This window comes from Elizabethkingia argenteiflava (assembly GCF_009904105.1).
GTDB classification, from domain to species: domain Bacteria; phylum Bacteroidota; class Bacteroidia; order Flavobacteriales; family Weeksellaceae; genus Elizabethkingia; species Elizabethkingia argenteiflava.
Window position 1 is genome coordinate 1 of the sequence record NZ_JAAABJ010000669.1, and the last position, 229, is coordinate 229.

Annotated in this window: 1 protein-coding gene; it reads left to right on the forward strand. The window is 57.6% G+C overall.

Annotated features, from left to right (window positions below; all coding sequences use genetic code 11):
- Positions 1 to 229: tetratricopeptide repeat protein (locus GNY06_RS13070; RefSeq protein ID WP_166520496.1), on the forward strand; the 229-nt coding region annotated here is incomplete at both ends.

Below are 229 nucleotides of genomic sequence, written 5' to 3' on the forward strand. Positions count from 1 at the left end.
AGCAAGCTATCCGCATTACGGCCTCGCCGGAGTATTTGCCAGTCAAGGTAAGGCCGACGAGGCAATCGCCGAGTACCGCAGCGCTATTGAGCTGGATCCCAAAGCAAGCTATCCGCATTACGGCCTCGCCGGAGTATTTGCCAGTCAAGGTAAGGCCGACGAGGCAATCGCCGAGTACCGCAGCGCTATTGAGCTGGATCCCAAAGCAAGCTATCCGCATTACGGCCTC